This is a genomic window from Streptomyces sp. NPDC001904, assembly GCF_040297005.1.
Taxonomy (GTDB): domain Bacteria; phylum Actinomycetota; class Actinomycetes; order Streptomycetales; family Streptomycetaceae; genus Streptomyces.
Genome location: NZ_JBEOYI010000041.1, coordinates 19,029 through 40,250, shown reverse-complemented (window position 1 = coordinate 40,250; position 21,222 = coordinate 19,029). Strand labels below are relative to the sequence as shown.

The following is a 21,222-nucleotide window of genomic DNA, read 5'->3' as shown; positions in this document are numbered from 1 at the left end:
AGAGGTCGGCTGCTCGGCTGCGAAATCGCTGAGCAACCGCTTAGTACCCTGTGCGTGTGACGCTAGAAGTCCTGGCACCCGGTGTCAACGTACCCACCGGGTGCCCCTGATCACTCAGCGCACCAGAAGGGTGAGCAGCCGCTCCGCCTCGGCGGCCGGATCGCTGGTCAGACCGGTGTGCACGGGACCCGGCTGCACCACGGTCGAACGCGGCGCGACGAGCCAGCGGTAGCGCCGCCCGGCGTCGTCCGCACCGGCCTGTCCGGCGCCGGCTCCCCCGGCGCAGTGCCGCTCGACGGCGCCGAGCAGTGCCCGCACGCCCGCCACGTCCGCCTCGGGGTCGAGGGCGAGCAGCCGCGCCTCGTCGAGATGGGTGAGCGCGGTGACGTAGGACCGGGCGCGGCAGTACACGACGACCCCGGCGTTGATCATCTCGCCGCGTTCGACGCGGGGCACCACGCGCAGCAGGGCGTACTCGAAGACGTCACGGGCGTCGCGCGTGCTCACTGTCCTGCTCCTCGGTGCGTGATCCAGCCGGTGGTCCGCGGCGCGGACGCGGCGGGCTCCGGCAGCTCGATCCGTTCGTGAATGCCCGGGGCGCGTTCGAGCAGGGTCTCCACGTACGCGCGGCGCACGGCGTCCGGGCCGTCGAACCCGGGCTCGTCGGTCAGCCACACGTCGGGCACGTCGGCCGCGGCCTCGGCCAGCAGGTCCTCGGTGACGCGCGGCGCGAGGTCGGCGGCGGCCGCGGCGACGTCGGGGCCGAAGGGGGCGAGGGCGTGGTCGGTGGCGTCGTACGGCCTGCCGGCCCAGGCCGGGGCGCCGCGCCAGTTGTGGTGCCAGATCATGCTCGCCCCGTGGTCGATGAGCCACAACTCGCCCTGCCACACGAGCATGTTGGGATTGCGCCAGGAGCGGTCGACGTTGTTGATGAGCGCGTCGAACCAGACGATCCGGCCCGCCTGGACCGGGTCGACGGCGTACGCGAGCGGGTCGAAGCCGAGCGCACGCGGCAGGAACCGCATCCCGAGGTTGGTGCCGCCGCTGCCCTTGAGCAGCCCCTGCACCTCCGTGTCGGGTTCGCCGAGGCCGATCACCGGATCGAGGTCGAGCGTGACCAGATCGGGCACCCGGAACCCGAGGCGCCGCGCGATCTGCCCGCAGATCACTTCCGCGACGAGCGTCTTGCGGCCCTGTCCCGCGCCGGTGAACTTCATGACGTACGTGCCCAGGTCATCGGCCTCGACGAGTCCCGGCAGCGAGCCGCCCTCGCGCAGGGGCGTGATGTAGCGGGTCGCGGTGACCTCTTTCAGCATGTCCCCAGGTCACCCATCTCTTCAGCCCTCTGGTCCACGGTCGGCCCTCGTACGTCCGGCCTCCGGCATGGAGTGAGCATAGTAACCGAGGGTGATCGCGAGCGAGGAGCGGCCGAGCCACCGTGCCTCAGCCACGGGCCCCGGCGGTGAGGAACCGTGATCGGCTCGTCGGTGGTGGCTTCCCCGCGGTCCGAATGGCGGCCCTTCCCGGTCTGAAAGATCATGACCTGGTCAGGCACATGCGCTTCGCAGCAGGGGAAGGGCCCGGCCGTGTGGCAGTTCTTCGCGGACAACCCGTGGGTGACCGTCTTCGCCGTGATCACGGTGGGTGCGCTGCTGGGCATGGTCCGGTTCGGACCGGTGAAGCTGGGCGCGGCGGGAGTGCTGTTCGTGGGCCTCTTCGTCGGGGCGCTGGATCCGGACATCGGCCCGGCCGTCCCCGCGGGCGTCTCGGCTCTCGGACTCGCCCTGTACGTCTACACGGTCGGCCTGGAGTCGGGCCCGGCGTTCTTCCGCGAACTGCGCGGCCAGCTCGCCGTGATGGCGGGTGCGATCGTGGCCCTCGCCCTCACCGCGGTCGTGGTCGGATTCGTCGGCCACCAGGGCTTCGGGATCAGCGGCCCCTTCCTCGCCGGCGGCTACGCCGGCATCGGAACCACCACTCCCGGTCTCGCCGCCGCGCAGGCGGCGTCCGACGACCCCGCCCAGCCGGCGGTCGGCTACGCGATCGGTTACCCCCTGGCCGTCGTCATCACCATCGTGTTCGTCGCGGCGATCGCCGCCCGCCGCACGTGGAAGGCCCGCCGCGACCCCGACTCCGGCCTTCCGTCGAAGCTGGTCTACCGCACGGTGGAGGTGACCCGCGACGCCCGCTGGGCCGAGGTGCCGGGCATCGCCGGCCGGCGCGTGATGGCGACCGAACTCCGCCCGGCCGGCGGCGAGACCGTCGTCGCCCACACCCTCGACCGCCTGGCCCCGGGCGACCAGGTCGTCCTGGTCGGCGGCGAGAACGATCTCCAAGCCGCCGCCACATATCTCGGTGTCCCCGCCGCGCACGACCTTCTCGAGGACCGTCACACGGTCGACTACCGCCGCATCCTGCTCACCGACCCCGCCCTTGCCGGCCACACCGTCGCCGAACTGGGTCTCAAGGAGCGCTACGGCGCCCTCGTCAGCCGGGTCAGGCGCGGCGACTTCGACATGCTGGCCCACGACGATCTCGTCCTCCAGCTCGACGACCGGCTCAGGGTCGTCATGCCCCGCGAGGAGTCCCCGGCCGTCAGCGCCTACCTCGGCGACACCGAGACCAGGGTCAGCGAGGTCAGCGCGGTCAGTCTCGGCCTCGGTCTCGCCCTCGGCTTCCTCATCGGCATCCCGTCGCTGACCCTCGGCAGCACCACCCTGGCTCTCGGCACCGGTGCCGGACCGCTCGTGATGGGCATGATCCTCGGCTGGCGCCGCCGCACCGGGCCCCTCGTGTGGACGCTGCCCACCCGCGCCAACCTCACCCTCCGGCAGATCGGCCTGCTGCTCTTCCTCGCGGTCGTCGGCCTCACCTCCGGATACTCCTTCCGGCAGAACGCCTTCTCCCTCTTCGGGCTGAAGCTCCTCGCGGTCCTGGCCATCGGAGCCGTCGTCAGCTACGCCCTGATGATCCTGGTCGCCCGTCTCCTCGGCCAGAGCCGGGAACGCACCATGGGGCTGCTCGCCGGCTACGTCGGCAACCCCGCGATCCTCGCCTACGCCAACGGCCGGGCCACCGACAGCCGTGTCAACGCCGGATACTCCACCCTCTTCGCCCTCGCCATCCTCGTGAAGATCGTCTGCATCCAGCTCATCGTGGGCCTCTGATCACGCGCGCCGCGCACCCGGTCTAGCGGCGACTCCCCCGGGCAGGGGCCAGGTCTCCAGCAGGTAGCTCTCCGCTTCGTCTCCCCACGTGAAGGCACGGAGGCCGGGTTCAGTTCTCCGACGGGATCCGTGCGGCGATCTCCCGGGCGAACCAGCCCGCTTCCTCCGACAGTTCCTCCAGCCCCTCCCCCGCCACCAGTTGCAGCAGCCGCAGCAGGTCGTGGGCTTCTTCGAGGGTGAGTACCTCCAGGCGGCGTACGGCGTCCTGGGCGGGAATGACCGAGGTGATGTCGTGGCTCATGCTCCGATCATCAGCCGCCGCGGCCGCCTCCGGTGCCAGACACGGGCAGAACCATCCGTACGGAGTCAGCCCCGCCTCCGCGAAGCGGGAGCGGGTGCCCGGGGCCGCCTGTGCCGCCGCGGGCCGAGCGAGCGGACGGGGTTGGGCCGGACGGGTCACCGGGGTGAGGCAGCCCGGTGACCGCGCAGGCACCCCGCCCGCATGACGATTGATGCGGAGAGAACTTACATACCGTCAGAAAATGACCAGAAGAACAGATGGCGAGCGTCCCGTCAGGCGGCGGGCCGCTCTGAGCGCCGCGGCCACCGGATGTCTGCTGGCCGCCGTGGCGGCCGCCCTGCCCGCAGCCTCCTCGCTGGCCGCCGCCCCGTCCGAGGGAGGCTCCGACCTGCTGCAGGAGACGTTCACCGGCACCTCGGTGATGGATCCGGGGTTCATTCCGCTGAACACGGTGTGCCTGACGGGCGCGACGGAAGAACCGCCGGCGGACCAGTCGGCCACCGGGCCCTGCTCGGACCCCGACCAGCAGACGCAGCCCGTTCCCGAGGCCGGCCGCACGCCGGGCTGGCTGCAGCTGACGGACCAGGGCAACTACCGGCGCGGCGGCCTGCTCTACAACCGGCCGCTGCCGGGCAACGGCGGGCTTCAGGTCACGTTCGACCAGTTCCAGTACGGCGGAAACGGCGCGGACGGCATCGGCTTCTTCCTGGTCGACGGCTCCGTGGACCTCACCTCCGCGGGCGCGGACGGCGGCTCTCTCGGCTACGCCCAGCGCAATCTGACGCCCGGGGTCGACGGCGGCTACCTCGGCGTCGGCCTGGACGCCTACGGCAACTACGCCAACGACGCCGAGAACCGGGGCATGGGCTGTACGGACTCGAGCGCCTCCCCCGTGGAGGGCTTCAACATCGTGCCCGACATCGTCGCCCTGCGCGGTCCCGGACAGGGCCTGGACGGATACTGCTACCTCGCCGGCACGCTCGTACGGGACAGCTCGAAGCCCGGTGGCTACACGTCGAACCTGCCCGGACCGCTGCGGGCCTCCACCGACGATCCCGAACAGGCCCTGCGCACCGCGCGGGTGACCGTCAGCCCCGAGCTCCGGCCACTGGTGACCGTGGAGATCGACTTCAAGGACGGCAAGGGCTTCCAGACGGTCCTGACCCGCCGGATGCCCACCGCGGCGCCCAAGACCTACAAGTTCGGTTTCTCGGGATCGACCGGCGGCCTCACGGACACCCATCTGCTGCGGGGCCTGAAGGCCCGGTCGGTGGACAGTCTCGACAGTCTGAACCTGGTCAAGTCGGTGGCCTCCACCCCGCCCCCGGCACACACGCCGTACCACGTGGGCGACACCGTCCCCTACCAGTTCCTGGTCACCAACACCTCGCCCGAGGAACTGACCTCGGTCACGGTGGCCGACCCGCTCGTCCAGGACATCGCGTGCCCCCGCACCACACTCGGCCCGGCCGGCGGCCCGGACGCCTCCATGGAGTGCACCGGCAGCTACGTGGTCACCGAGGACGACGCCGCGCGCGGGACGATCGTGAACACGGCCAACGCCCAGGGCCTCAGCCCCGGCGGCTCGGAGGTCCCCTCGAACCCGTCCAGCGCCACGGTCCCGGTGTTCACCCCGAACCCGCGTCTGACCCTGTCCAAGACCGCCTCCCCCTCGAAGGCCGGGCCCGGCGACAAGGTGACGTACACGGTGAAGGCGGTGAACAGCGGGAACAGCCCCTACACGCCCGCACGCCTCACGGACGATCTGAGCGGCGTCCTGGACGACGCGGACTACAACGACGACGCCATGGCCTCCACCGGAGCCGTCACGCACACCGGTGACCACCTCGACTGGACCGGGAATCTCGATCCGGGCGACACGGCCACGATCGTCTACAGCGTCACCGTGCACGACCCGGCGGACGGGGACGGGACGCTGCGCAACGCGGTGACCACGGACGCCGAAGGGGGCGGCTGCGCCGACACGGCGTCGCCGGCGGCGCGTCGCGGCGTGGGGGACGCCTGCTCCACCGAGGTCCCGGTCGTCACCCCGTCGCCGACGGACTCCCCCAGCCCGACCGACTCACCGAGCCCCACCGACTCGCCGTCGCCGACCGACTCACCGAGCCCGACCGACTCACCGAGCCCGACCGACAGTCCGTCGCCGACGGACTCTCCCAGCCCGACCGACAGTCCGTCCCCGACCGGGTCCCCCGGTCCGACGGACTCTTCGACGCCGGAGCCGTCGCCCACGCCGACCGGCGGGCCGACCCGAAGCGTGCCGCCCACCGGCCATCCGCAGCACGGCGGCGGAGGCCATCTCGCCGACACCGGTACGACCGTGGTGTACGCCTTCGGAGCCGCTCTGGCCGCCATCTGCGCGGGCGTGTTCGCGATCTCCCACAGGCAGCGCCGCCGCCGGAGCTGACGATCCGCGGCGGGCACCACGCATGCCCGTGCGGGGCACCCCTGGCCGGGGTGCCCCGCACGGACGCTTCAGTGCGTCGGGATCACGGTTACGGGAATGACGTGATCTTGGACGGGACGGTGCTGGTGCCCGAGGTCGGGGCACCGGTGTTGTTGACGACGTGGGCGTACTGCCCCTTGCCGCCGAGCGAGATGACCTGGATGTCGTGCAGCTTGATGCCCGACTTCACCGGGACCTGGAAGCCGTGCTGCTGCACGATGCTCGGGTCCGAGGTGAAGTTGCAGTAGCTGCCCAGGCCCCACGCCTCGTGGGTGTTCACCGTGTCGGCCACCTTGTAGGCCGCGTAGCCGACGATGCCGTCGTGGGTGATGGAGGCGGCGTTCGGCGCGTCGTACGCCTTCTCGTTCTGGAAGAAGATCGTGCGGCCGCGTTCGCCGTTCCAGAGCACGTCGTACTTGTTGAAGTGCTCCACGAACAGACCGGTGGCGAGGACGTCGTCACCGTTCACGACGAGTCCGTAGTCGGCGCGGTTGGTCTCCCAGCCGACGCCGTCGCCGTGGTCGGCACGCCAGATCCAGGTGTGGTCGACGATCACGTCGTCGCTGTTGACGACCACGGAGTTGGTGGCGAGGCCGGGGCCCGCGCCGCCGATCCGGATGAACACGTCCTGCATGGAGGTCGGGTTCGCGGCGTGGTCGGCGCTCGCGTTGGCGCCGCCGATCTGGAGCAGCGTGTCGGACTTCTTGGCGCCCGCGTCGATGAGGAAGCCCGCGAGCTTCACGCCGTCGACGTCGGCGACGTGCATGGCGTCGACGCCGTTGTCCGGGACGATCGTGGCGAGGCCGAGGCCGAGCACCACGGTGTTGGCGCGGTTGACGTTGATGGTCTGGTCGAGGTGGTAGACGCCGGGCGTGAACAGCAGGTTCAGACCCTGCGACAGCGCCTGGTTGATGGTGGCCGCGGTCGCGCCGGGCTTGACGACGTAGAACTGGCTCAGCGGGAGCGAGGTGCCCGCGTTCGCGGGCCAGGAGACGCCGCGTGCGTTGGTGCGCTTGGCCGGGACGAACACCTTGTAGTCGTTGCCGTCAAGGTAGAGGAACGGCTTCTCGCGGGAGACCGGGGTGTTGTCGAGGGTGGTGTACGGGCCGGTGTCGAAGTTGGTCGCCGGGGCGCCCTGCACACCGGAGAACGTCATGTTCCAGACGCCGTTGGTCCAGCCGCCCACCGAGCTGTCACGGGTGTACCACTGCTGCTGCGAGTACGGGCCGACCGTGCCGTCGATCTTGGAGTCGGCGATGTAGCCGCCCGAGGCCCATCCGTAGCCGTTCGGCGCGAGGTTGAGGCCGCCGGTGACGTGGATGCGGCGGAACGGGGCGGCCTGGGCCACGGCCCAGCGGTCGGTGCCGTTCACCGGGTTGAGGGACAGGTTCTCGGCGGAGCGCCAGAAGTTCTGCGTCGCGTTGCCGTTGAACCAGCCCGCGTCGACCGTGACGTCACCGTTGATCTTCGTGTCGTCGGGGTTGAGACCGAGACCGGAGATCGAGGTGTAGAAGCCGAGTTGGGCGTTGATGTTGTTGTACGTTCCCGGCTTCAGCAGGAACTGGTAGCGCTGCGAGCCGAACTGGTTCGACTCCTGCTGGGCGAAGACCTGGTCGAACTTGCCCTGAAGGTTCGCGGTGTTCGGGTCCACGACGATGACGTTCGGGCCGAGGTCCCCGCCGCCCTCGACGGGCGGGGTGGTGGAGCCGGAGCCGGTGTGCACCCCGACCTCCCACAGCGAGTAGCCGTAGCCGGTGGCGCGGGTGGTCCCGTAGATCCGCAGGTAGCGGCCCGTGCCGCTGACGTCGTACGAGGTCGTGCCGCCGGTGGCGCCGGTGACGTCCTTCAGGGTCGTCCAGTTCTGCCCGTCCGCGGAGGCCTGGATCTTGAAGGCCTTGGCGTACGCGGCCTCCCAGTTGAGGTCCACCTTGCAGATGCTCTGCGAGGAGCCGAGGTCGACCTGGACCCACTGCGGGTCGGTGGCGGCGGACGACCAGCGGGTGGCGGTGTCGCCGTCGAACGCGGCCGAGGCCGGGGTGCCGCCGTTCTCCGTGGAGGAGGCGGTCGCGGGGCGGCCCTTCGCGGCGTTCGCGGTCGAGCAGCCGTCGGCCGGCGGGGTGGTGCCGGAACTGCCGAAGACCTGGAACTCCCAGAGGGAGTAGCCGTACTGGGTGGCGCGGGTGACACCGGTCATGCGCACGTACCGGCCCGAGCCGGAGACGTCGATGGTGTCGGTGCCGCCGTCGGAGCCGGTGACGGACTTGAGGTCGCTCCAGGTGCTTCCGTTGTCGGAGACCTGGATCTTGTAGTCCTTCGCGTACGCGGCCTCCCAGTCGAGGACGACCTTGCTGAGCGTCGCCGACGCCCCCAGGTCGACCTGGAGCCACTGGGAGTCGGTGGCCGCGGACGACCAGCGCGTGCCGTTGTCACCGTCGACGGCGTACGCCGCGGGCGTCCCGCCGTTCTCGGTGGAGGAGGCCGTGGCGGTCTTGCCCTGGGAGAGCGGGGTGTCGGCGGCCGCCGCCGACGAGGCCTGGGCGGGGATGGTCAGCAGCGCCGCCGCCGTGGCGAGCGCGATCCCCAAGGATCTGTGTCTCATGCGTGTCACTCCGTGCGGGGGTGAGGGTGAAAGGGCCCGAAGCAGCCTTCACCAAGTGAGCGCACGTCTGGATGGACGGGCGTAGTGGAGCGCACTCCTACCGTGTCCGGAAGTTTTCAACGGCCAGAGAAAACAACTTAGTTCGCGGTTTGATTTAAGGGTCGAGGCAAGAGAACGGCAAGACCTCGGCAGCGTCTTCTTTTCACAACTCGAACGGACCGATCATCGAACGCACGGCGAAGAAGGCCCGCACACGCCGCCCACCTGGCCTGACAGCACGTCCGCATGGACACCCTGCCTCCCGCACGGTCCGGGAGCTGTCAGGGAATGGAGGCAAGTGCCGCGGACCCCTGACGTGTACCCCGATGGGATGACATGGCCGGTGAGGGTGACATCGACGGGTGCGGGACCGAGTTAAGAGATCAGCGAGGCGTTGAACACTCCGGGGCGACCGCACGTACCGGAGTGGGAACCCCCCACGGACCCGGCCCGCTCGATCGAAAGGAACCGACGGCATGACCGTTTCGCAGGAGTCCGCCCCTACCGATCCCTCCGTCCCCTCCGGCCCCACCGCTTCCGGCCCGTGCCGCCGCAGCGTCGTCGCGGCGGTCGGCGCGGTCGGGATCGCCGCGGCGCTCACCGCGTGCGGCTCCGGCGACGACGGCGGGTCGCAGCCCTCGGGCAACGCGTCGGCCGCCGGCGGTGACGCGCTCGCCAAGACCTCGGACATCCCGGAGGGCGGCGGCAAGATCTTCGCCGATCAGGGGGTCGTGGTGACCCAGCCCAAGAAGGGCGAGTTCAAGGCGTTCACCGCCACCTGTACGCACCAGGGCTGCAAGGTGACGAAGGTCGAGGGCGGCACCATCGACTGCCCGTGCCACGGCAGCAAGTTCTCCATCGAGGACGGCAGCGTCAAGAACCCGCCGGCGACCCAGCCGCTGCCCGCGAAACAGATCAAGGTCAGCGGGGACTCGATCAGCCTCGCCTGACGGGCCGTCCACGACCGCCGCGAGCCGAAGGCGTCAGCGGCGCTTCCACGCGGCGAGCACGTCCTGAGTCGTCGTCACGGTGGCGACCAGGGCGAGCGTGTTGCGGATCATCGCCGGGGTGTAGTCGGAGGGCACCCCGGCGATGGCGTCCCCGGGAACGACGACGTCATAGCCGAGGTTCACGGCGTCGAAGACCGCGTTCGGTATGGCCACGTTCGCGGAGACCCCGGTGACGACGAGGGTGCGGCAGCCGAGGTTGCGCAGCAGCGGGTCCACGTCCGTGCCCGCGATCGGGGAGAGCCCGTGCAGCCGCCGTACGACGAGGTCCTCGTCGGCGACCTCGATGGGCGGGGCGATCCGCACCGCCCTGCTGCCGGTGAGCTGCTGGACGGGCAGGCGCTCGGCGGCGCGGAAGAGGCGGCCGTTGCGGTTCGCGCCGCGGCCGTCGGGGCGGCGCTCCGCGACCGCGTGCAGGACCTGCGCCCCGCTCGCGTGGGCGGCGGCCACCAGCCGCGCGACCCGGACGAGGGCCCCCGACTTCCGTGCCTCGTCGGCGAGTTCGGGCAGCGCGCTGTCGGTGCCGACCACGCCCTGCTGGCACTCGACGGTGAGCAGTACGGTGTGGGCAGGGGCCAGCAGGTCGAGCAGCTTCTCGTGTGTCGGCATGATTCTCCCTGCGCGTCGTCGGTGCTGTCCGTGCGCCGTGCCGGTTCCGTGGGGGCTGCTGGAGAGTAGCCACCATTGCGCCCGGAGGGAAGAGCCCCCATGCTGCCTTTCTGACGCACCGTCAGCAATTGTGGAGGAGCACCCATGACCGTCGCCCAGCGCAGGGGCCGCAGAATCATGATGAGTCCCGACGAGCGGGACGCCTTCCTCGCGGAGCAGCGCACCTGCCGGGTGGCCACGGTGTCGGCCGACGGCACCCCGCACGTCAGCCCGCTGTGGTTCCTGTGGGACGGCGGTTCGCTGTGGCTGTACTCCCTTGCGCGCAGCCGCCGCTGGGCCGATCTGCGGGCGGACGGGCGGGTCGCCGTGGTGGTCGACGCGGGCGACGACTACGGCGAGCTGCGCGGTGTCGAGCTGTCGGGCCGCATCGAGTTCGTCGGCGAGTCCCCGCGCACGGGCGAGCCGTGCCCCGAACTCGACGCACCGGAGGGCCGGTTCGCGGAGAAGAACTTCGGTCTGCCCACCATGGTGTACGACGGGCGGCACGCCTGGGCGCGGCTGACCCCGGACAAGATCACCTCGTGGGACTTCCGGAAACTGGCCGACCTGTAGCCCGGCCCCTCACACCCCGGCGACGCGACCGAGGTCGGCCCCGGCCTTGCGCAGGGCGCCGACGGCCGCCGTGATGGAAGGCCGGCGGTCGGCGTCCGCCCGCCACGCCACGTACACATGGCGCCGCACCTGCTGACGCACCGGCACGGTGACCACGCCTTCCGGCACGGGGTCGCGTCCGAGCAGCGGTGCGACGCACACCCCCAACCCGGCTGCCACGAGACCGAGCTGGGTGTGGGTCTCGGCGGCGCGATGGACGATCTGCGGCTCGATGCCCTTGGCCCGCAGCGTGAACATCAGCCACTCGTGGCAGAACTCGCCCTCGCCCCAGGTGATCCACTCGTCGTCCGCGAACTCCTCGAGGCCCACCTCGGCGCGGTCGGCGAGGGGGTGGCCCACGTGCAGGGCGACATCGGCGGGGTCGTCCATGATGCTCGCCTTCACCAGCCCGTCGGGCAGGGGCATCGGCTTGTTGTACCAGTCGAGGGCGACGGCCAGGTCGAGGTCACCGCGCAGCACTCCCGCGACGCCCGCCTCGGGCTCCAACTCCTCCGACCGGACGCGTAGTTGGGGGTGGTCGGCGCGCAGCGCGGCCAGGGCCCGCGGGAAGAGTCCGCGCGCCGCCGTCGGGAACGCCGAGATCCGCAGCTCACCCACGACCTGTCCGCGCTGCGCCTCCAAGTCCGACTGGGCCAGTTCGACCTGGGACAGGATGCGGGCCGCGTGGTCGGCGAGCAGCCGCCCCGCGTCGGTGAGCCGCACCCCGCGACCGTGCTTGGCGAGCAGCCGCTGGCCCGCCTCACGCTCCAGCTTGGCCATCTGCTGCGAGACCGCGGAGGTGGTGACGTGCAGCGCGTCGGCGGCACCACTGACCGATCCGTACCGAGCCAGCGCGTCAAGCACCCGCAACCGCTCCAGGTTCAACATGCCCCGATGCTAATCACCCCGCCCGCCGCCTTGGGCAATCTGCCGCTCCACCCCACCGCCTCGGGCAATCTGCCGCCAAGGGCGGCAGGGTGGGCAAGGCGGCCCCCGGCGCGGGGCAAGCGCCCATCAGGCCCCAGCCCCGACCCGGCCCCCGGCCGCACCCCCGCCCAGCCCCACGCAACCCCGCCGACACCCGTACCACCCGCTCACCCATACCGCCGCGCACCCCCGGGCCGAACCGCCGCGGCCACCACCTCCGCAACCCCACCGATCTCATCCACCCGAACCCGGGAAACAGTGATCCGCACCCCGGGCCCGGCCCCGATCCGGAACCGCGCCCCCGGCGCCACCGCCCACCCGGCATGCAACAACCGCGCCACCGCCCCGGTCTCGTCCGGCACCGGCACCCACACGTTCATCCCGCTGCGCCCGTACGCCACGACCCCGCGCTCCCCCAGCGCCGCGATCAACGCGTCCCGCCGCTCCCCGTACGAGGCGGCGACGGCCCGCGCGTCGACGGCACCGCTCGCCCACAGCCCGGCCACGGCGCGCTGCGTGAGGCGGCTGACCCAGCCGGGCCCGAGCCGCTGCCGCCCGCGGACCCGGTCGACGGTGCCGGCGTCACCGGTGAGGACGGCGAGCCGCAGGTCGGGCCCGTACGCCTTGGCGACCGAGCGCACGAAGGCCCAGCGCCGGGTGACCCCGGCCAGCGGATGCAGCGGCAGATCGACGATGCCGTGACCGTGGTCGTCCTCCACGAGCAGGACGTCCTCGTACCCGGCGAGGACCGCGCGCAGCTCCGCCGCCCGCGCGGCACTCACGGCCGCCCCGGTCGGATTCTGCGCCCGGCAGGTCACGACGACGGCCCGGGCACCTTCGCGCAGCGCCCGCTCCACGTCGTCCGGCAGCGGTCCGTCGTCGTCCACGCCGACCGGCACGATCCGCAGCCCCAGCGCGGGCACGAGATCGAGCATGCTGCCCCACCCGGGATCCTCGACGGCGACCGCGTCCCCGGCCCTGAGGTGCACGGCGAGGACCCGCTCGATGGCGTCGAGCGACCCGGACGTCACGGCGACGGGACCGTCGGGCACCCCGTCCGCGTCGAACGCCGCACGGGCCTGCCGCACCAGCCCGGGCTCCAGCGAGTCGCTGCCGTACAGCACGGGGTCGGCGTCACCGGCCGCGGCCGCCGCGGCGAACACCTCCGCCAGTTTCGGCAGCAGCGCGACGTCCGGATTCCCGTCGGAGACGTCCCGCACTCCGGGCGGGACGTCCACACGGATGTGCTCGCGGGCGGTGATGCCGGGCTTCGGTCGCACCCGGCTGCCGCGCCGCCCGGCCGTCTCGATGACCCCGCGCTCGCGCAGGGTCCGGTAGGCGGCCGCGACCGTATTGGGATTCACTCCGAGCCGCTCGGCCAACTCCCGCATCGGCGGCAGCAGTTGTCCCGGCTCCAGGCCACCGTCGGCCACCGCCTGCTCGACGCTCGCGGAAATCTCCACTGCGCGACGCCCTCTGATCGGATACTCTCCTAGCACAAACAGCAGTTTGCACTAGTGCAATGGAGTTCGCAACATGAGCACGGCCGCCGAGCAGCAGTCGCAGTCCCAGCCCGACGCCTACACCCCCACGGACCGCACCGTTCCCACCCGGTCCAAGGAACGCGCCTCGTACGACCGCTCCCTGGTGCACGCGATACTCGACGAGGCGTACGTGTGCCATCTCGGCTTCGTGCGCGACGGCGCCCCGGTGGTACTGCCCACCCTCTACGGCCGGGTCGGCGACCGCCTCTACGTGCACGGCTCGACCGGTTCGCGTCCGCTGCGCATGGCCGGACAGCAGGACCCGGGTCTCGCGGTCTGCCTGACGGTGACGCATGTCGACGGCCTGGTCCTGGCCCGTTCGGCCTTCCACCACTCCATCAACTACCGCTCGGTGGTCATCCACGGCACGGCGCACCAGGTCACGGACGCGGACGAGAAGCGGCGCGCGCTCGACGCCCTCGTCGACCACGTGGTCCCGGGCCGGGCCGCCGACTCCCGCCCGGCCAACGCCAAGGAGCTGGCCGCGACCGCCGTGCTGAGCCTCGATCTGGCGGAGGTCTCGGCGAAGCTGCGCACCGGCGGGCCGAACGACGAGCCGGAGGACATGGACCTGCCGCACTGGTCGGGCGTGGTCCCGCTCCAGAAGGGGTACGGCCCGCTGGTCCCGTCGTCCGACCTCGCCGCCGGCATCGACGTCCCGGACTACCTCCGGGAGCTGTGATGCTGATCCACCCCTGGGACGCGGCACGCACCGACACCGAGTGGCAGCAGTGGCTCACTGGGCACGACTTCGGCCAGCTCGCGGTCAACGGACTGCCGGGCGAGCCCCCGTTCGTCCAGCCGATGCACTTCGCGTACGAGGCCGGGCGCGGCGAGCACGGCGAGGTCGTGGCCCACCTGGCCCGCCCGAACCCGATGTGGCCCGCGCTGGAGGCGAATCCCGAGGTGGTGCTGAGCGTCGTCGACGACTACGCCTTCGTCCAGGGACCGTGGCAGGCGCTGCCCGGCACCCCGCCCGAGCACGGCACGCCGACCAGCGTCTACACGGCCGTCCAGCTCCGCTGCACCGCGCGGATCCTGGACGACCCGGAGGAGAAGGCCGCGCTCCTCAACCGCCAGGTGGGGCGGTTCCAGCCGCCGGGCATGTCCGCCACCGCGGCCGTCGGCGAGGCCCCGTACGGGCGGCTGCTCTCCGGCATCCGGGGGCTCCGGCTGGACGTCACCGAGGTGCGCGCCAAGTTCAAGTACGCGGGCCACAAGCCCGAGGAGGTCCAGGACCGGATCGCCCGGGGGCTCGCCGAGCGCGGCGAGCCCCGTGACGCCGCCGCGCTCGCGGCACAGCGGCGGCGTCGGGAGAGCTAGCCTCAGCGGGCCGAGCGGGCCTCCGCGACGGCGAGGCCCGCCACCGCGACCAGCATCAGGGCTGTGCCCGTGACGGTGGCCGCGGTCAGCTCCTCGCCGAGCAGCGTCACGGCGATGACCGCCGCGCCCACCGGTTCGAGCAGCATGACCACGGACACGGTGGCGGAGCGCACGACGGCGGCGCCCGCGAAGTACAGGCCGTAGGCGAGCGCGGTCGGCACCGACGCCATGTACACCAACAGGGCGACGGTGGCGAGGAGTCGATCCGTGTGCGGGACGAATCCCGCGGCCGCCCCGAACGGCAGCAGCAGGGCCGTGGCGACGGCGAAGGTCCCCGCGGTCGTCCCGAGCCCGTCCCCGCTTCGCCCGTCACGGCCGAACCATCGGGTGAGCAGCGTCATCACGGCGTACCCGGCCGCCGACACCAGCGCCCAGAGCACACCCGTGGGCCGCACCGTCGCGCCTCCGCCGCCCAGGACGAGGACGGCGAGCCCGCCGAGCGCACCGGCGACGGCGAGCAGTCCGCCCCCGCCGAGCCGCTCCCCCATCGTGACCCGCGCGCCCACCGCGATCAGGACGGGCCCGGCGCCGAGCGTGACGACGGTGCCGACCGCGAGCCCCGTCGCCTGCACGGCGGCGAAGTAGGCGGTCTGGAAGACGGCGAGCGAGAGCCCGAGGACGCCGAGCCGGACGGCCGCCCGCCCCCTCGGCTCCCGCACCGCGGCGCGCGGCGCGGGACCGCGCAGCAGGCGTGCCGCGAGCAGCAGCAGAAACCCTCCGGCGCACCGCCAGAACGACAGGGCACCGGCCCCGAGATCACTCACCCGGAACAGGAGCGAGGCGGCGGCACCCGCGGTGCCCCAGGCGAGACCGGCGACGACCAGATACACGAGGCCGCGGGCGACCGGCAGTCGGCCGTCGGCGGGCAGCACGGAGACAGCGGGCGCGGCAGAGCCGGCCCGGACAGCATTCGACACGTGGTTCTCCACGAAAGGGCGGGCCCCGGAAACATCACGGGGCCGAAGGACACGGACCGTCGTCAGCGAGCGGCCGTGCCCCGGGGACGAGCCGGGAGAACACCGACCACTCGCGCAGGGCCCGACGAGCCGCCCCGGCGGCGATCACGCGCGTACACGCGTCCCTGTGCCACCGAGGTGCCGGAAAGGGCCCTAGCCGACGGTCGGCGGCGGAAGAACCAGCCAGTGCGTATGCATGATCGGCAGCTTAGACAGGACTCTTCGTGGAGGACAACACCGTTTCCGGTTCGACGGCCGCGGGCGGCGCGGCCGTCTTCGACGACTGCGCGATGAACGCCCCGACCAGCACCACGGCACCGCCGAACAACTGCGGCGCCGAGAGGTGCTCCCCGAGCATGATCCAGGCGAGCACGGTCGCGATGACCGCCTCCAGGCAGGCCACCACCCCGGCCACCTGCGGCGAGAGCCGCCGCACGGAGACCACCCCGGTGACGTACGCGACGACGGTGGCGAGCAGCACGATCCAGCACAGCAGCAGCCAGGCGGGCACGGCCGTGCCGTTCATGTCGGCGCTGCCCGCGAGGACCGACCAGTCCATGCCCCAGGGCCGGGCGATGACGGTGAGCAGCGCGGCGCCGACCAGCAGCCCGTACGCGATCACGCCGAGCGGATCGGGGACGGCCCGCCCGTGGGCGTCGGCGTCGCTGCCCTGGTCGGACAGGACGAAGTAGCCGACCTGGCAGCAGGCTGCGCCGAGCGCGAGCAGCAGCCCGAGCACGTCGAAGCTGAGCCCCGACCAGACCTCGACGACGCAGGCGAGGCCGCCCACGGCGAGGACCACGCCCAGCGCGGCGGCCCGGGTCACCGGCTTGCGCTGCACGAACCGCACCCAGCCGAGCACCAGCGCGGGCGCCAGGTACTCGATGAGCAGGGCGACGCCGACCGGGATGCGGGAGAGCGCGGCGAAGTAGCAGGCCTGGACACCGGCGACGGCGAGCAGCCCGAATCCGGCCAGCAGCAGCGGGCGTTCGCGGACCAGCGCGCGGTGCCGCCAGGCGACCGGCAGCATGACGAGCGCGGCTCCGGCGACCCGCAGCCACACCACGTACAGCGAGTCGAGCCCCGCCTCGATCAGCGGCTTGGCCGCGACTCCCGAACCGCCGAAGGCGAGCGCGGAGACCAGGGCGAGCCCGAGCCCGAAACCCCGCCCGGCCGGCCCCCTGCTCTCCTGTGCCCCCGTGGAGCCCTGAGATCCCTGTGACCCGTGCATCGGCACATCATGACAGGGCCGGTCATGACCGTCACCCCCGATGACCCCTGTCTCACGGCGCGGACGCCGGTATCCCTCGATACCCGTCCATAACAGGTCAGTTCAGCCGTCGGCGCAGCCCGTCGACGTCCACTCCGACCCGGCCGAGCACCTCCACGGCCCGCGACTCCTCGTCCGTCGTCAGCGCGGCCAGTACGTCGACACCGCGCGCCCGCTCGTCACCGCGCGCCACGGCCCGCCGGGTGCCTGCCTCCATGGCGGCGGCCGCGACGGGCGACCAGCCGGGAACGCCACCGCGCACCACGGGCACGGCGCCGGAGTCCTCCACGCTTCCCTGCCACTGGAGTCCGTAGCCGATGCTGCGCTGCACGAGGTAGCCGAGCAGCCGGGCGACCTGCCCGCCGTCGGCGAAGGCGGCGCGCACGTCCGGGTCGGTCTCCAGGAGGGAGTGCAGCAGGTGCGCGGAGTCCACCTGCCGGTCCCCGTCCCGCACCGCGCGCCGCCGGGCCCCCGCGACGACCAGGGCCAGCTCGTCGCTGAGCGGGGCGTCGTCGGGATCGGTCGGGAGGTGGCCGCACGCGTCGGCGCCGGACGGGAGAGAACTTTGCACGTACCCCACCTCATCAGCCCCGATGCACCGGAGCATCCCCGGAGGGGAGCATCTTGGCGTCCGACACAAGGTGGGCACGGACGAGCGCCGTCTCCTCCTTGCGGATGACATCGCGGAGTTCCACCCGGAGGGGCGTGAGTTCTTCCGCGGTGCTCCCCGAACGCAACCGCACCCCCCGCGCCTCTCGTCCGTCACAGTCATGGAGAGCAGGTGCTGGCTCGTGGCCCTGCCCGCTACGGACGGCAGGCTCTACGTGTACCGGGTGTACGCCCCGGACGACGCGCTGCCCGCGGACCTGTTCTGGGACGCCTGGCACTGCCACGACGAAGGTCCGCACCCGCGCGCGTACGACCTCTTCGACGCGGCGGAGATCCAGCTGATGGGCTGAGTCCACGGATCCCGCATTTCTGACGGTTCATCAGTATTGAATGTTCGAGGCCGCCCGGCTACGTTCCGCGACGACGCATCATGGCTCACTACTCGTAAGGGGTGGCCGCATGGCCGAAGTCAGCGCGGAAGCACGCATCGAGGCACCGGCCGAGAAGGTCTGGGCCACGCTCAGCGACCTCTCCGTGTACGGAGAGTGGAACGCCACCCACACCAGCTTCCCGAAGGGACCCCCGACGTCCTTGGAGGTGGGCGGCCAGTTCGAGGAGAACATGAAGCTGATGGGCTTCCCGGCCGAGGTCACCTGGACCGTCGAGGACCTGGCGGACGCCCGCACGCTGGCGATCCGGGGCAAGGGCCCGATGGGCGTGAACGTCGGCACGCGCTACACCCTGACCGCGGACGGCGACGCGACGACGGTCCGCGTCGACGGCGAGTTCACGGGCGCGGCCGTCTCCCTGATGGCGGGCAAGCTGAAGGACTCGGCCACGGCGGCGCTCAACGAGTCGCTGCGCAAGCTGGCCGGCCTGGTGACCTGACGCCGCCACCCTTCTCCGTACCCGCAGACGCACCCGCAGGACCCGCAGACGCACCCGCAGGCATGCCTGTACGCGGCTGTCCGTACGCACACGAAGAGGCGCCCCGCACATCTCGTACGGGACGCCTCTTCGACTGTCTGCCCCCGGCGTCGGCCCGGGCCCGCACGGGGCTCAGTCCTCGTCGGCGAGGATCAGGTACAGCTTCTTGCGCGCGTCGTTGATGACGGCAAGGGCCTTCTCGCGCTGCCCCTTGCTGCCGGTCTTCCAGACCTGGCCGAACGCCTCCATCAGGCCGAAACCGGCCTGCCGGATCTCGTTCATGGCCTCCCAGTCGACGCCTCGGCCGGCCTCCTCCCAGGGGGCCTCGGGGCCCTCCTCGGCGGCGGTGCGGCCCGCGTCGGTCAGTGAGAACAGCTTCTTGCCGCCCTCACTGGCGCTGGCGATCAGACCCTCGTCCTCCAGCAGCTGCAGCGTGGGGTAGACGGAGCCGGGGCTCGGCTTCCACGCGCCGCCGCTGCGCTCGGCGATCTCCTGGATCATCTCGTAGCCGTGCATCGAGCGGTCCTTGAGCAGCGCCAGGATCGAGGCGCGCACGTCGCCGCGCCGGGCCCTGCCGCGCGGGCCGCCGCCGCGTCCGCCGCGACCGCCCCAGGGGCCGCCGGGTCCGGGGCCGAAGCCCGGCCCGAAGGGCCCGAACGCCCGCCGCTCCTCGAATCCGGGCCGGCCTTCGTGATGGCCGGGTCCGTAGTGTCCATGTCCGTGGTCGTGTCCGTGGGTACGCATGGGAATCAGTCCTTTCACAACTGATCGGGGTTTTCTATGACCGCGATCATTGACCGATCGCGATGCCTCAACGATATATCGGAACAGTTCGTTTGGCAACAGTCGGCGACTGTGGTCGTGTCCGTGCAGGTCAGGCGACGTGCGAAGGCTCGGCAAGGTCCCTTACCGTCCCTGATATGCGCATTCGAATCGTCGACGCCTTCAGCTCCCGCCCCTTCGCCGGCAACCCCGCGGGCGTCCTGCTCCTCGACGCCTTCCCCGACGACGCCTGGCTGCAGAACGTGGCCAGGGAGGTCAACCACGCCGAGACGGCCTTCGCGCACCCGCTGCCCGAGGGCGGCGACGCGGACTGGGCCCTGCGCTGGTTCACGCCCGCCACCGAAGTGGCCATGTGCGGTCACGCGACCCTCGCGACGGCGCACGTACTGCACTCCACGGGAACCACGAAGGGGCCGGTCCGGTTCGCCACTCTCAGCGGGGTCCTCGTGGCCGCCCCGAACGAGGACGGTTCACTCACCCTGGACTTCCCCACCGCGCCGCTCACCGAGGAGCCGGTGCCCGACGGCCTCGCCGAGGCGCTCGGCGCGCGGCCGCTCTCCGTGCGCGACACCGGCCCCGCGGTCGGCGACCTGCTGGTCGAACTCCCCGACGAGCGCACGGTCCTGGGGCTCGCCCCGGGCCTCAAGGCGCTCGGCGCGCACTCCACGCGCGGTGTCATCGCCACCGCTCCCGCCGAGGACCCGGCGCGGGGCTACGACTTCGTGTCCCGCTGCTTCTTCCCGAACGTCGGCGTCGACGAGGACCCGGTGACCGGCAGCGCGCACACCGCGCTCGCCCCGTTCTGGGCCGAACGCCTCGGCCGTACCGACCTGACGGGCCTCCAGGCGTCGGCCCGCACCGGCCTGGTCAGGGTGGCCCTGCGCGGCGAGCGCACGCTGCTCACCGGATCAGCGGTGACGGTGATCGACGGCGAGCTCCACAGCCGCCCCTAGGGCGTGTGCCGGACGGCCGGGGTGACAGGACGGCGGGCACGGTCAGGCGGTGGGCAGCCAGTCCGCCTTCCCCGCGAGCAGCGCGTATCCGACGAACGCGCCGACGTCCAGCAGGGTGTGGGCCACGACCAGGGGCCCGACCCGCCCCCACCGCCGGTACAGACAGGCGAAGACGACGCCCATCGCGACGTTCCCGAAGAAGCCGCCGATGCCCTGGTACAGGTGGTACGAGCCGCGCAGCACGGACGACGCGACGAGCGCCGTGCCGGGCGTCCATCCCAACTGGCCGAGCCTGCGCAGCAGGTAGCCGACGACGATGACCTCCTCGAGGACGGCGTTCTGCGCCGCCGAGAGGATCAGCACCGGGTACTTCCACCACACGTCGGGCAGCGCCTCGGGCACCACGGTGAGGTTGAACCCGAGCCCGCGGGCCGCCAGATAGAAGGCGATCCCGCAGCTGCCGATCACGGCGGCGATCGCGGCGCCGCGCGCCGAGTCGAACCACGGCCGGGTCCGGTCGAAGCCGATCGTGCGCAGGCTTCCGCCCTCCCGGAGCAGGAGGTGCGCGACGAGCGCGACGGGCACGAGCGCACTGGCGATCCCGAACAATTGCCACGCCAGATCCAGCCACGGACGCCCGGGAGCCGCCGAGGCGTTGAGGGTCGCCGCCTGGTCCTTCAGACCACCCGGTTTGGTGACCGATCCGACAAAGCTGATCAGCGCGGACACGCCACTCGCACCGAGCGAAAGCCCCAGAACGAGCAGCGTCTCGTCCCGTAGGAATCGTCGTGAAAGCCGCTCGCCGGGAAAAGATCCGGCCACCGCCCCTGGTTCCACCTGCACACCTGCCTTAGTTGTGTATTCCCGCCTCATCCCTCACGTCGCCCCGCTAGGGTCTCGAATGCAGGTACGAAGATCGCGCGCGACAGGCCGAGGGGGACGGGGCGCCGCAGTCCGGCGAACCGCTCCCCTCTCTTGCTTCACCGCTTATATCGCAACTGCCTTTACGGCTCAGGGAGGGGCTCCAACG

The 21,222-nt window shown here is 71.8% G+C and carries 21 protein-coding genes; 9 read left to right on the top strand and 12 right to left on the bottom strand.

The annotated features are described in order from the left end of the window. Positions 1–114: 114 nt before the first annotated feature. Together ABT127_RS36845 and ABT127_RS36840 are read right to left on the bottom strand one after the other, a co-directional pair. Positions 115–507, bottom strand: coding sequence for a DUF3037 domain-containing protein (locus ABT127_RS36845; RefSeq protein ID WP_351460138.1), 393 nt, complete (start codon positions 505–507; stop codon positions 115–117). Further along, the gene (locus tag ABT127_RS36840) at positions 504–1,316 is read right to left on the bottom strand and encodes a HipA family kinase (protein ID WP_351460136.1); all 813 of its coding nucleotides are present in this window, start codon (positions 1,314–1,316) and stop codon (positions 504–506) included. Before ABT127_RS36840 ends, ABT127_RS36845 begins: the two co-directional genes overlap by 4 nt. Positions 1,317–1,586: 270 nt before the next feature. On the opposite strand from ABT127_RS36840, the gene ABT127_RS36835 reads away from it, so the two are divergent. Continuing rightward, the gene (locus ABT127_RS36835; protein WP_351460134.1) at positions 1,587–3,167 is read left to right on the top strand and encodes an aspartate:alanine exchanger family transporter; all 1,581 of its coding nucleotides are present in this window, start codon (positions 1,587–1,589) and stop codon (positions 3,165–3,167) included. 109 nt (positions 3,168–3,276) lie between these two features. On the opposite strand, the gene ABT127_RS36830 is transcribed toward ABT127_RS36835, so the two are convergent. Continuing rightward, a complete protein-coding gene (locus tag ABT127_RS36830) occupies positions 3,277–3,468 on the bottom strand; it encodes a DUF6417 family protein (protein ID WP_351460131.1) in 192 nt (63 codons plus the stop codon). A 241-nt stretch (positions 3,469–3,709) separates the two neighbouring features. Between ABT127_RS36830 and ABT127_RS36825 the strand changes: the two genes are divergently transcribed. After that, entirely contained in the window at positions 3,710–5,896 is a 2,187-nt protein-coding gene (locus ABT127_RS36825; protein WP_351460128.1) for a CLIPPER-2 domain-containing protein, read from the top strand. A gap of 88 nt (positions 5,897–5,984) precedes the next feature. On the opposite strand, the gene ABT127_RS36820 is transcribed toward ABT127_RS36825, so the two are convergent. Then, entirely contained in the window at positions 5,985–8,534 is a 2,550-nt protein-coding gene (locus ABT127_RS36820; RefSeq protein ID WP_351460126.1) for a pectate lyase-like domain-containing protein, read from the bottom strand. A gap of 515 nt (positions 8,535–9,049) precedes the next feature. Between ABT127_RS36820 and ABT127_RS36815 the strand changes: the two genes are divergently transcribed. Beyond that, complete coding sequence (locus tag ABT127_RS36815; protein WP_351460123.1) at positions 9,050–9,523, top strand: Rieske (2Fe-2S) protein; 474 nt, start codon at positions 9,050–9,052, stop codon at positions 9,521–9,523. A gap of 33 nt (positions 9,524–9,556) precedes the next feature. Here the strand turns inward: ABT127_RS36815 and ABT127_RS36810 are convergent, their stop codons facing one another. Then, complete coding sequence (locus ABT127_RS36810; RefSeq protein WP_351460120.1) at positions 9,557–10,189, bottom strand: cysteine hydrolase family protein; 633 nt, start codon at positions 10,187–10,189, stop codon at positions 9,557–9,559. A 144-nt stretch (positions 10,190–10,333) separates the two neighbouring features. Here ABT127_RS36810 and ABT127_RS36805 point away from each other — a divergent pair, with 144 nt between their 5' ends. Continuing rightward, positions 10,334–10,801 (top strand): pyridoxamine 5'-phosphate oxidase family protein, encoded by a 468-nt coding sequence (locus ABT127_RS36805; RefSeq protein ID WP_351460117.1) that lies wholly within the window; start codon positions 10,334–10,336, stop codon positions 10,799–10,801. 9 nt (positions 10,802–10,810) lie between these two features. Here ABT127_RS36805 and ABT127_RS36800 read toward each other — a convergent pair whose 3' ends face one another. Continuing rightward, positions 10,811–11,728, bottom strand: a complete 918-nt coding sequence (locus tag ABT127_RS36800; protein ID WP_351460114.1) for a LysR family transcriptional regulator — start codon at positions 11,726–11,728, stop codon at positions 10,811–10,813. A gap of 206 nt (positions 11,729–11,934) precedes the next feature. After that, positions 11,935–13,266 (bottom strand): aminotransferase class I/II-fold pyridoxal phosphate-dependent enzyme, encoded by a 1,332-nt coding sequence (locus ABT127_RS36795; RefSeq protein WP_351460111.1) that lies wholly within the window; start codon positions 13,264–13,266, stop codon positions 11,935–11,937. A gap of 37 nt (positions 13,267–13,303) precedes the next feature. Between ABT127_RS36795 and ABT127_RS36790 the strand changes: the two genes are divergently transcribed. Both ABT127_RS36790 and ABT127_RS36785 read left to right on the top strand, forming a co-directional pair. Next, positions 13,304–13,993, top strand: coding sequence for a pyridoxamine 5'-phosphate oxidase family protein (locus ABT127_RS36790; RefSeq protein WP_351460109.1), 690 nt, complete (start codon positions 13,304–13,306; stop codon positions 13,991–13,993). Further along, positions 13,993–14,634 (top strand): FMN-binding negative transcriptional regulator, encoded by a 642-nt coding sequence (locus tag ABT127_RS36785; protein ID WP_351460106.1) that lies wholly within the window; start codon positions 13,993–13,995, stop codon positions 14,632–14,634. The genes ABT127_RS36790 and ABT127_RS36785 overlap by 1 nt, the downstream gene beginning before the upstream one ends. A 2-nt stretch (positions 14,635–14,636) precedes the next feature. Here ABT127_RS36785 and ABT127_RS36780 read toward each other — a convergent pair whose 3' ends face one another. The 3 genes from ABT127_RS36780 to ABT127_RS36770 form a co-directional block, all read right to left on the bottom strand. Further along, a complete protein-coding gene (locus tag ABT127_RS36780; protein WP_351460160.1) occupies positions 14,637–15,566 on the bottom strand; it encodes a DMT family transporter in 930 nt (309 codons plus the stop codon). Positions 15,567–15,858: 292 nt separating this feature from the next. Continuing rightward, complete coding sequence (locus ABT127_RS36775) at positions 15,859–16,881, bottom strand: EamA family transporter (RefSeq protein WP_351460104.1); 1,023 nt, start codon at positions 16,879–16,881, stop codon at positions 15,859–15,861. Positions 16,882–16,978: 97 nt separating this feature from the next. Further along, positions 16,979–17,491, bottom strand: a complete 513-nt coding sequence (locus ABT127_RS36770; RefSeq protein WP_351460101.1) for a Clp protease N-terminal domain-containing protein — start codon at positions 17,489–17,491, stop codon at positions 16,979–16,981. 199 nt (positions 17,492–17,690) lie between these two features. Here ABT127_RS36770 and ABT127_RS36765 point away from each other — a divergent pair, with 199 nt between their 5' ends. Together ABT127_RS36765 and ABT127_RS36760 are read left to right on the top strand one after the other, a co-directional pair. Next, positions 17,691–17,879, top strand: a complete 189-nt coding sequence (locus ABT127_RS36765; protein ID WP_351460099.1) for a hypothetical protein — start codon at positions 17,691–17,693, stop codon at positions 17,877–17,879. 109 nt (positions 17,880–17,988) lie between these two features. Continuing rightward, positions 17,989–18,417, top strand: a complete 429-nt coding sequence (locus ABT127_RS36760) for a type II toxin-antitoxin system Rv0910 family toxin (protein WP_111663677.1) — start codon at positions 17,989–17,991, stop codon at positions 18,415–18,417. A gap of 171 nt (positions 18,418–18,588) precedes the next feature. Here ABT127_RS36760 and ABT127_RS36755 read toward each other — a convergent pair whose 3' ends face one another. After that, a complete protein-coding gene (locus ABT127_RS36755; RefSeq protein ID WP_351460096.1) occupies positions 18,589–19,200 on the bottom strand; it encodes a PadR family transcriptional regulator in 612 nt (203 codons plus the stop codon). 176 nt (positions 19,201–19,376) lie between these two features. Here ABT127_RS36755 and ABT127_RS36750 point away from each other — a divergent pair, with 176 nt between their 5' ends. Continuing rightward, positions 19,377–20,192: a PhzF family phenazine biosynthesis protein gene (locus ABT127_RS36750; RefSeq protein ID WP_351460093.1), complete on the top strand. Its 816-nt coding sequence runs from the start codon at positions 19,377–19,379 to the stop codon at positions 20,190–20,192. 42 nt (positions 20,193–20,234) lie between these two features. Here ABT127_RS36750 and ABT127_RS36745 read toward each other — a convergent pair whose 3' ends face one another. Further along, on the bottom strand, positions 20,235–21,035 hold the full coding sequence (locus ABT127_RS36745; protein WP_351460092.1) for a CPBP family intramembrane glutamic endopeptidase: 801 nt from the start codon (positions 21,033–21,035) through the stop codon (positions 20,235–20,237). Between the last annotated feature and the right edge of the window lie 187 nt (positions 21,036–21,222).

Bases quoted from the DNA above. Each gene is read 5' to 3' on its own strand.
- ABT127_RS36840 (WP_351460136.1), bottom strand. From the start codon at position 1,316: ATGCTGAAAGAGGTCACCGCGACCCGCTACATCACGCCCCTGCGCGAG.
- ABT127_RS36830 (WP_351460131.1), bottom strand. From the start codon at position 3,468: ATGAGCCACGACATCACCTCGGTCATTCCCGCCCAGGACGCCGTACGC.
- ABT127_RS36825 (WP_351460128.1), top strand. From the start codon at position 3,710: ATGACCAGAAGAACAGATGGCGAGCGTCCCGTCAGGCGGCGGGCCGCT.
- ABT127_RS36820 (WP_351460126.1), bottom strand. From the start codon at position 8,534: ATGAGACACAGATCCTTGGGGATCGCGCTCGCCACGGCGGCGGCGCTG.
- ABT127_RS36815 (WP_351460123.1), top strand. From the start codon at position 9,050: ATGACCGTTTCGCAGGAGTCCGCCCCTACCGATCCCTCCGTCCCCTCC.
- ABT127_RS36810 (WP_351460120.1), bottom strand. From the start codon at position 10,189: ATGCCGACACACGAGAAGCTGCTCGACCTGCTGGCCCCTGCCCACACC.
- ABT127_RS36805 (WP_351460117.1), top strand. From the start codon at position 10,334: ATGACCGTCGCCCAGCGCAGGGGCCGCAGAATCATGATGAGTCCCGAC.
- ABT127_RS36800 (WP_351460114.1), bottom strand. From the start codon at position 11,728: ATGTTGAACCTGGAGCGGTTGCGGGTGCTTGACGCGCTGGCTCGGTAC.
- ABT127_RS36790 (WP_351460109.1), top strand. From the start codon at position 13,304: ATGAGCACGGCCGCCGAGCAGCAGTCGCAGTCCCAGCCCGACGCCTAC.
- ABT127_RS36785 (WP_351460106.1), top strand. From the start codon at position 13,993: ATGCTGATCCACCCCTGGGACGCGGCACGCACCGACACCGAGTGGCAG.
- ABT127_RS36775 (WP_351460104.1), bottom strand. From the start codon at position 16,881: ATGCACGGGTCACAGGGATCTCAGGGCTCCACGGGGGCACAGGAGAGC.
- ABT127_RS36765 (WP_351460099.1), top strand. From the start codon at position 17,691: ATGGAGAGCAGGTGCTGGCTCGTGGCCCTGCCCGCTACGGACGGCAGG.
- ABT127_RS36760 (WP_111663677.1), top strand. From the start codon at position 17,989: ATGGCCGAAGTCAGCGCGGAAGCACGCATCGAGGCACCGGCCGAGAAG.
- ABT127_RS36755 (WP_351460096.1), bottom strand. From the start codon at position 19,200: ATGCGTACCCACGGACACGACCACGGACATGGACACTACGGACCCGGC.
- ABT127_RS36750 (WP_351460093.1), top strand. From the start codon at position 19,377: ATGCGCATTCGAATCGTCGACGCCTTCAGCTCCCGCCCCTTCGCCGGC.